A 9,206-nucleotide genomic window follows, 5' to 3' on the forward strand; every position below is an offset into this window, starting at 1 on the left:
CTCCGCCGGGCTCGCAAGGTGGATCCGCGCCGTCGCAGCCGGACGGTGCGCTGCCGTACCACGCCCCGCGCCGTCGCTGGGCACGCAGCCCGGTAGCGCCGCCAACCCGCTTCCCGCGCAGCCTGGGAGCGCCGCGCCGTCGCAGGCCGCGGATCCGTCCGCTCCCGCGCAGGCGGCTCAGCCCTCGGACCCTTCGGTTCCGGCCGCCGCGCAGTCCGGCACTCCGGCCGACGGTGCCACGCCTTCGGGGGCCACGGCCTCCGACGAAACCGCCATGGGCGATGAAGCCGTCGCCGGATCCGCCGCGCCACCCCCGGGCTTCACCGGCATCTACGGCCGCCTGACGGACGAGGCCAACGGCGAGGGCCTCATCGAAGCCACCGTGAAGGTCGTCACGGGCGCCAACAAGCAGGCCCTCACCGACCTGGACGGCCACTACAAGCTCGCGCTGCCGCCGGGCAAGTACGACCTGCGCGCGTTCTACGACGTGTACCAGGGCCGCCGCATCACGGGCGTCATCGTCACGAAGGGCAAGGCCACGAAGCTGGACGTCGCGCTCAGCGCGGACGTGGGCGCGGTGCAGGAGGTCGTCGTCGAGGCCCGCTCCGACCGCCGCGCGGAGGGCGCCCTCCTCCAGGACCGCAAGAAGGCCGCCGCCGTCTCCGACGCCATCAGCGCGCAGGAGATCGCCCGCACGCCGGACTCCAGCGCCGGTGACGCCGTGAAGCGCGTGGTCAGCGCCACCGTGGTGGACGGCCGCTACGTGCTGCTGCGCGGCCTGGGGGGCCGCTACGCCACCACGCTCCTCAACGGCGCGCTGCTGCCCAGCCCGGAGCCGGATGAGCCCAGCGTGCCGCTGGACCTGTTCCCCACGAGCCTGCTCGCCAACCTCAACGTGGTGAAGAGCTACACGCCGGACCTGCCGGGCACCTTCGGCGGCGGCACGCTCCTCATCGAGACCAACACCTACCCGTCCCAGTTCGAGTTCAAGCCGCGCCTCACCCTGGGCGGCGACACCGTCACCACCTTCCGCGAGCGCAACGCCCAGGCGCAGGGCGGCTTCGGTGAGACGCTGGGCTTCGCATCCTCCGACCGCGCCCTGCCGGACGCGCTCCCCCGCGACCACCGCCTGGGCGCGGGCGGCGAGTCCGCGCAGCAACTGGAAGGCCAGTGGGAGAGCTTCACCAACGTCTGGGAGAAGCGCACCACGCGCGCCGCCCCCAACCTGGGCCTGGGCGCGTCCCTGGGTGACACGCTGCGCTTCGGCAACCAGCGCCTGGGCTACCTGGCCACCGTCAACTACGGCCACCGCGACGGAGTGCAGACGGGTGACTTCGCCCGCGCGGCCCGCGACGAGTCCGGCAGCCTCATCTCCCAGGACGTGGCCCGCACCACGCAGGGCTTCTCCACCGCGAACCTCAGCGGCCTGGCCAGCCTGGGCTACCAGTTCGACCGCGACAACGAGCTGACCCTCTTCAGCCTCTACACGCGCGGCACCGACACGCGCACGTACTCGGCCAACGGCAACAACAACGTGCGCGGCGACAGCTACGCCAGCACCCGCCTCCAGTTCATCACCCGCGCGCTGTCCTTCACGCAGCTGCGCGGCTTCCACCGCCTGGGGCTCCTGGGTGACTCCGAGGTGGACTGGCAGGCCAACGTCTCCCGCGTGGACCGCGACGAGCCCGACACGCGCGACACGCTCTACAGCGCCGCGCTCAACAGCCCGGACGCGCAGCTGTCCTTCCCCAACCAGCCCAACAGCGGCGAGCGCTTCTTCGCGGAGCTGGGCGAGACGTCCACCGGCGGCAGCCTCAACCTCACCCTGCCCTTCACCTCCGACTTCCGCCTGAAGGTGGGCGGCCTCACGCAGGTGTCCTTCCGCGACTTCAACGCGCGCCGCTTCCGATACCTGCTCACCGAGGAGCCGGTGGACCGCACCCAGTCCCCCGAGCAGCTCTTCTCCCCGGACAACGTGGGCACCTCCATCACCGTGCGCGAGACGACGCGCGCGGACGACGCCTACAACGCCTTCCTGGGCATCTACGCCGGCTATGTGTCCGCGGACTACAAGCCCGTGGAGCCGCTGCGCCTGGTGGGCGGCGTGCGCCTGGAGGCGTCCTCGCAGGAGCTGACGCTCGAGGACCCCTTCACCGGCGTGGAGAGCGACAGCGGCGGCGCGGATCAGCACTACCTGGACGTGCTGCCGTCGCTCAACGCCACCTACGCGCTGTCGCCGGAGGTGAACCTGCGCGCGGGCTACAGCTACACGCTGGCGCGCCCCACCTTCCGCGAGCTGGCGCCCTTCATCTTCTTCGACTTCGTGCGCCGCCGGAACGTGTCCGGCAACCCCGACCTGCTGGAGACGCGCATCCACAACGTGGACCTCCGCGCCGAGTGGTTCGTGGGGGAGAACGACGTCCTGGCCGCGAGCGCCTTCTACAAGCGCTTCCAGAACCCCATCGAGCGCGTCATCCGCAACCCGGACTCGGGCGACCTGGGCTTCGAGAACGCCGCGGGCGCGGACAGCTACGGCGTGGAGCTGGAGGCGCGCACGTCGCTGGCCCGCTTCAGCCCCACGCTGCGCCCGGTGCGCGTGGGCGCGAACCTCACGCTCATCCAGTCGCAGGTGGACCTGGGTGACTCCGCGGTGGTGGGCGCGCAGACGAACAAGGACCGCCCGCTCCAGGGCCAGTCCCCCTACGTCATCAACGTGAACGTGGGCTACGAGCGGCCGGAGAGCGGCACGGAAGTGGCCGTGCTCTACAACGTGTACGGCCAGCGCATCAGCGAGGTCGGCGTGCAGGGCCTGCCGGACGTGTACGAGCGGCCCTTCCACCGCGTGGACCTCAGCCTCACCCAGAAGCTGGGCGCGACGCAGCTGAAGCTGACCGCCGCGAACCTCCTCAACGCGTCCGTCACCCTCCGCCAGGGGGACGTGACGGTGCAGACGTACAAGCCCGGCGTGGCGTTCACCGCGTCGCTCGGCTGGGCCCTGTAGCTCCTCCCATTTCCCTCCGAAAGGACGCACCGACATGAAGAGCCTCTTTGCCTCCGTCCTCACCCTCTCCAGCCTCGCGCTGCTGGCCGGCTGCGGCGACGACGACAAGCCGAACAACACCCCGGACGGCGGCGACCCGCAGGCCACCGAGCAGGACGTGTCCGGCAGCATCACCGGCGACACCACGTGGAAGGCGGGCACGACGTACACGCTGAAGAACTACGTGTTCGTGGAGGGCGGCACGCTCACCATCGAGCCGGGCGTCACCATCAAGGGTGACTCGGGCAGCGCGCTGGTCATCACCCGCGAGGCGAAGCTCAACGCGGTGGGCACGGCGGAGAAGCCCATCGTCTTCACCAGCTCGCAGGCGGAGGGGACGCGCGCGGCGGGGGACTGGGGCGGCGTGGTGCTGCTGGGCAAGGCGCGCATCAACGTGGCCGGCGGCGAGAACACCATCGAGGGCTTCTTCGCCACCAGCGGTGACACGCGCACGAAGTACGGCGGCACGGACGACGCGCATGACTGCGGCAAGCTGAAGTACGCGCGCATCGAGTTCGCGGGCTACGAGCTGGCCGAGGACAACGAGCTCAACGGCCTGACGACGGGCGCGTGCGGCAGCGCGACGGACATCGACTACGTGCAGGTGCACAAGGGCGCCGACGACGGCGTGGAGATGTTCGGCGGCACGGCGGGCCTGAAGCACCTGGTCATCAGCCAGCCGGACGACGACGGCCTGGACTACGACCTGGGCTGGCGCGGCAAGGTGCAGTTCCTGGTGGTGCAGCAGAACGCCACCGTGGGCAACCGCGGCATCGAGGCCTCCGGCAACAAGAACGACAACGCCGCGCAGCCGCACACGGTGCCGGAGATCTGGAACGCGACGTTCATCGGCTCTGGCCGCGCGGCGGGCACGACCCCGGCGCAGGAGGGCCTGGTGTTCAACACGGGCGCGGGCGGCATCCTGCGCAACGTCATCGTGGCGAACTTCGCGGACAAGGCGGTCGACGTGGACGGCACGGCCTCCGCGGCGCTGTGGAACGCGGCCACGCCGGAGCTGTCCATCCAGAACGCGTTCTTCTGGTCCAACAAGGGTGACACGGTGTCCATCCCCAACGCGCCGAACCCGAAGAAGGACGCGGCGGGCACGGTGACGGATCCGGACGTGAGCAAGTTCGTGGAGGCGGAGAAGGTGCTGGCCGCGGGCCTGAACAACAAGGTCGTGGACGCGCAGCTGACGGCGGCGCTGAACCTGGACGCCCCGGACTTCACCCCGGCGGCGGGCTCCCCTGCGCTGAACCCGGACAACGCGGCGACGCCGGGCGCGGGCTTCGACGCCAGCGCGCGCTTCGTCGGCGCGGTGGGCAGCAGCAACTGGCTGAGCGGCTGGACTGCGTTCCCGAAGAACTAGCCCTTCGGAGAACCAGGACCGCGTGCTCCCGGAACGCCGTACGGGGGCACGCGGTCTTCTTCTTGCGGGCTACGACTGGAGGCTGGCCGGGGCGTCGTCCTGCGCGGAGTCCGGGCCGTTGCTTCCGTCCGTGAAGAGGTTGGCCACCGGGCGCAGCTTGGGGGGACGGCCGCGGCGGCGCGGGGCGTTGTCGTCGTTGCCCGGCGCGGCGCCCACCGGCTCCACCTGGGCCCCGCCCGCCTTGCGCACCGGACGCGGCAGGTGGATGGCCTCCAGCTTCGCGCCCAGCTCCGCGTCATCCTCCGCGAACACCTTCGCGTACGCCAGCGCGCGCTGGCCCTTCTGGAGCAACGACTCCTGGCTCTCGTTCAGCGCCTGCCTCGCCGCGTCCAGCGCCGCCTGCGCGCGGGCCACCGCCTCCGCCTTCTCCCGCACGTGCGCCGCGGACTCGCCCAGCACCGCCGTGTCCACGTCCGGGAACTTCACGTCCGCCAGGTCCGTGGCGAACAGCTCGAGCAGCGCGCGCAGCGCGGGGGAGATGGAATCGTTCTCGGGGGAATCGAACATGGGCAGGCCTCCTCACAAGGCGTTTGAACGGCGCCTATCTGCCCAGATGTTCAGTGCCCTTTCAAGGGGGTCCTTTCGCGGGCCGGAAAGTCGGCCCCGCGTGTTTCGTCAAGGCCCCGCTGATCAATCCACCCGCACCAGCCCCACGTCCCGCACCCCCGCCGACGGATCCACGTCCACCGCCAGGAAGTGCCGGCCCACCCCGTCGAAGCGCTCCGGAATCGCGCCGCCCCCTCCGGAGATGAACGCCGGGATGCCCGCGTTCGAGAACGAATAGTAGGAGTGGATGTGGCCGTAGAGCGTCAGGTCCACCCCCGCCCGCGCCATCTTCCCCACCAGCCCCGCCGCCTCGTTGCGCACCGCGAAGCCTCCACCCCGGACGCCAATCGGATCCAACGGGGGGATGTGCATCGCCACCACGTGCACCGCGTCGCGCGCCTCCTCCAGCCAGCCGTCCAGCGCCTCCTCCACCATCGGATCCACCGTGCTGCTGCCGGAGTCCACCAGGCTGAAGTGCACGCCCCGGAAGGTGAAGTGCTGGCTGCCACGGCCCACCAGCCGCTGGTACTCGCGCGCGTCGTCCGAGAAGGTCTCGTGGTTGCCCAGCGTGGCGAACAGCGGGATGCGCGAGTCCGCCTCCAGCCGCTGCTGGAACTCCTCCAACTGCTCGCGCGTGCCGTACTCCGTCAGGTCCCCCGCGAAGAAGATGAAGCGCAGGGAGGGGTCCTGGTTCAGCCGCGCGTAGATGTCCCCCACCTTCGACAGCGCCTCCTGCACGTCCGCCAGCGCGGCGAAACGGAACGGCTCGCGCGTGTCCCAGTCCGGCGGCGCCACCGTCAGGCGCGCCGTCGTCCCTGGCCTCAAGGCCACGCGCCACGCCTTCATCGTCGGGTGCGCGTCCGGCAGCGCCTCCACCGTCAGCGGCGTACCCGCTTCGTCCACCGCGTCCAGCACCGCGGCCGGCATCGCGTTGTGCACCGTGAACAGCCAGTCCGTGCGCGCATCGGCTCCAGCGGTGACGCGCGTGGTGAACACCGGCGCCTGGCCCCACAGCTCCAGCGTGCCGGAGGAGAGCGTCCGCACCGACGCGAGCCCGCCCTCCACCTCCACCGTCAGCGCGTCCGCCTGCGCCTGACCCACGCGCGTGTCCCGCACCGCGCGGTCCTCGCTGGGCCGCACGCAGCCCGTGGACAGCAGGGCCGCAGCGACGCCCAGTGCTCGGAGCCCGTACCGCGAACGTGCGCCTCTGGCAGCGGATCCGCGCCCCGCGTTCGCGTGGATCCGCGCCGCCTCGTGCGCGCCCCTCCGCACCGCGTCCTGCTCGCGCGCCCCGCTCACGTGTCACCTCCCACCGCGTACACCAGCGACAGCCGCCCCATCAGCGCCCCACCCGCCTGCGCCTCCGCCGCCACGCCCCAGCGCTCCGTCAGCAGCACGCGCCCCTTCAGGCCGAACGACCCGATCACCCCGCCACCTCGGCCCCGGAGCCCTCCCACCAGCCCGTCCTTGCGGTGGTCGTAGAAGAGGACCGCCTCGCCCCGCAGCGGCCCGCCGCGCCCCAGCCACACGCCGTAACCGAACGTGTAGAGCAACTGGCCGTGCAGGTTGTCGTCGTCCACGCGCCCCGGATAGCTGTAGCCCTGGAAGGACAGCCCCACGCCGCCCTCCACGAACGAGCCCGAGAAGCGGGGACCGAAGCGCGCCATCGCGTAGCGCCCCTTGAGCGCCAGCTCCCCGCCTCCCAGCGTGAAGCCCTCCGTCGGATAGCGGTGGTACGTCGCGAAGCCCTCCACATCCAGCGCCGTGCCGTCCCCCAGCCCCAGCGTCCGCTCCGGCGCGCCCCACAGCCGGTACGCCGCGCCCGCGCGGATCAACGTGTTGCCCTCGTCCGGCGCCAGCCGCGCGGACGCCTCCAGCCGCACCGCCGACAGCCGCGCCACCGCGTCCAGCGCGAAGAAGTTCCGGTACTCCGCCGACGCGTCGTTCACGTACTGGTAGCCCAGGTCGAACTCCAACGGCGGCAGCGTGTCCGGCACCCGCCCCGGGTCGAACGCGGGCGACGTCACCGCGTACAGGTTCGCCAGCATCGACAGCGAGAACACCCCCGCCCCCGTCAGCGTCACCGCGTACAGCGGCCCGATGGTCTTGCGCGACGCGCCCGTCAACGCGATGGGCACCAGCCCCGCGCCAATCAACCCCAGCCCTATCGCCTCCGCCGCGAACAGGCCCCGCGCCGTCACCGAGTCCCCCGCCGACCACGCCCCCAACCCGTGCAGCAGCACCCCGGGCACCACCGCGACCGCCACCGGCAGCGCCTTGAACGGCGGCCTCGGCCCACGCTCCGTCAGGTGCACGTCAGGCGCCGACACCCGGCCCCCCTCCGGCGCCACCTGGGATGCCGCGCTGGCGTCCTCCGGCGCCACCACAGGGCCGGACTCCGCCGCGGACGCCGTGGGCACCGGCCGGGGCCCTTCCTCCGTCAGCACCCGGGCCATCACCTCCGGCGGCACCACCGACGCGGCGGCGGCCCGGCGCGGCGGCACGTCCCGGGGGATGTCACTGCCGCCCAGCTCGGGGCCCCTCGCCAGCAGTTCGAAGGCGGACAGAAAGCCCCCGCCGTCCTGCGCCCGCGCGCCCCCCGAGGCCAGCACCAGCCCCAGCACCACCGCGAAGGTGGCCCGCGCACTCCACACCGGGCGCCCTTGCCCCATGACCGTCGTCTCGCTTCCCTGGGGGCGGCCTTCCAGCCCCGCCCCACCCCGGCCCGAAGCCCGGAATGGCGCAGGTGATAACCCCGCCCCCGGAAGGCGCTGAACGAAGCAGCGTGAAGAAGTGTGAACAGGCACAACAGTCCGCCTCACGCCCCCCCGGCCCCCACCTGGGACGTCCCGTCCTCCCCAAGGGCGGTTCCGACCCACCAGGACGCCCGTGGCAGCCCGTCCAGCACTGGGAGCGAAATCTTCGCATGCCATGCGAGCGCGACCGGGACTTTCAGCGGAAGACGAGTATGCTGGGGCTTCCCCAATCCCGGCCCCGCCTCCCGCCCGTGGCAGAACCCAGTCCCCAGCAATTCGGCAAGTACGTCCTGGTCTCCAAGCTTGCCGCGGGGGGCATGGCGGTCACCTACCGCGCGCGCATGACGGGCGCGATGGGCGTCACCAAGCCCTGCGTCATCAAGCAGATCCTCCCGCACTTCGTGGACGACCACGACTTCGTGGAGATGTTCATCAGCGAGGCGCGCCTGGTGGCGGGCCTGACGCACGGGAACATCGCGCAGATCTTCGACTTCGGTGAGGTGGACGGGCAGTACTTCATCGCCATGGAGCTGGTGCACGGCCAGCCCCTGTCGAAGGTGCTGCGCCGCGCGGCGCGCGCGGGCATCGGCTTCATGCCCCAGCCCCTGGCGCTGCACATCGCCAGCAAGCTGTGCGAGGGCCTGGACTACGCGCACCGCCACGTGGGCGAGGACGGCCAGCTGCTGGGCCTGGTCCACCGCGACGTGTCCCCGGACAACGTCCTCATCTCCTACGAGGGCGAGGTCAAGGTCATCGACTTCGGCATCGCCAAGGCGACGAGCGCCGTGGAGGCCAAGACGTCGCCGGGCACGCTCAAGGGCAAGTACCCGTACTTCTCCCCGGAGCAGGCGCAAGGCAGGCAGGACCTGGACGCGCGCACGGACGTGTACGCCGCGGGCATCGTCCTCTACGAGATGCTCTGCGGCCGGCGCCCCTTCGAGGGCGAGTTCGTCACCGTGCTGCCCCGCATCATCACCGGCGACTGCCTGCCCCCGTCCGCCGTCAACCCGACCATCGGCGAGGACCTGGAGACCATCATCGCGCACGCGATGGCGGTGGACCGCGAGGCGCGCTACCAGACGGCGAAGGACCTGAGCGAGTCCGCGGTGGAGCTGCTCTACCGGGACACGCCCCGCTTCACGCCCACGATGCTGAGCCAGCTCATGACGTACCTCTTCGCGGAGGAGCTCGCCGCCGAGGGACGCAAGGTGGAGCTGCCGCCCGGCTTCAAGGAGCAGCTGGCCGCGTGGCAGTCGCCGGGGTCGGAGCCCTCGCAGGGCCGCGCGCGGCTGCCGTCCAGCAACGGCCGGTCTTCCAGCCCGGGCAGCCCCGGCGTGGCCCGCCCGTCCAGCCCGGGCGTGGCGCGGCCCTCCAGCCCCGGCGTGCGCTCGACTGGCAGCGCGTCCGCCCTGCGCCCCGCGACGGAGGGCAGCGC

Annotated in this window: 6 protein-coding genes; 3 read left to right on the forward strand and 3 right to left on the reverse strand. The window is 71.8% G+C overall.

Translation table 11 applies throughout. The features are described 5' to 3' along the window. The first annotated feature begins 274 nt into the window (after positions 1-274). Together ACLEQD_RS29985 and ACLEQD_RS29990 are read left to right on the forward strand one after the other, a co-directional pair. The gene (locus ACLEQD_RS29985) at positions 275-3,001 is read left to right on the forward strand and encodes a TonB-dependent receptor domain-containing protein (RefSeq protein WP_410388762.1); all 2,727 of its coding nucleotides are present in this window, start codon (positions 275-277) and stop codon (positions 2,999-3,001) included. A 34-nt stretch (positions 3,002-3,035) separates the two neighbouring features. Then, positions 3,036-4,409: a hypothetical protein gene (locus ACLEQD_RS29990; RefSeq protein ID WP_410388765.1), complete on the forward strand. Its 1,374-nt coding sequence runs from the start codon at positions 3,036-3,038 to the stop codon at positions 4,407-4,409. A gap of 69 nt (positions 4,410-4,478) precedes the next feature. Here the strand turns inward: ACLEQD_RS29990 and ACLEQD_RS29995 are convergent, their stop codons facing one another. The 3 genes from ACLEQD_RS29995 to ACLEQD_RS30005 form a co-directional block, all read right to left on the reverse strand. Next, a complete protein-coding gene (locus ACLEQD_RS29995) occupies positions 4,479-4,976 on the reverse strand; it encodes a hypothetical protein (protein ID WP_410388767.1) in 498 nt (165 codons plus the stop codon). Positions 4,977-5,099: 123 nt separating this feature from the next. Continuing rightward, positions 5,100-6,155 carry a metallophosphoesterase family protein gene (locus ACLEQD_RS30000; protein WP_410388773.1) on the reverse strand — a complete coding sequence of 352 codons (1,056 nt, stop codon included), beginning with the start codon at positions 6,153-6,155 and terminating at the stop codon, positions 5,100-5,102. Positions 6,156-6,310: 155 nt separating this feature from the next. Beyond that, entirely contained in the window at positions 6,311-7,687 is a 1,377-nt protein-coding gene (locus tag ACLEQD_RS30005; RefSeq protein WP_410388769.1) for a hypothetical protein, read from the reverse strand. Between the two features lie 335 nt (positions 7,688-8,022). On the opposite strand from ACLEQD_RS30005, the gene ACLEQD_RS30010 reads away from it, so the two are divergent. After that, the coding region (locus ACLEQD_RS30010) for a serine/threonine protein kinase (protein WP_410388771.1) at positions 8,023-9,206 on the forward strand (1,184 nt) is incomplete at its 3' end.

This window comes from Corallococcus sp. 4LFB (genome assembly GCF_046520365.1).
In the GTDB taxonomy this organism is placed as follows: Bacteria; Myxococcota; Myxococcia; order Myxococcales; family Myxococcaceae; genus Corallococcus; species Corallococcus caeni.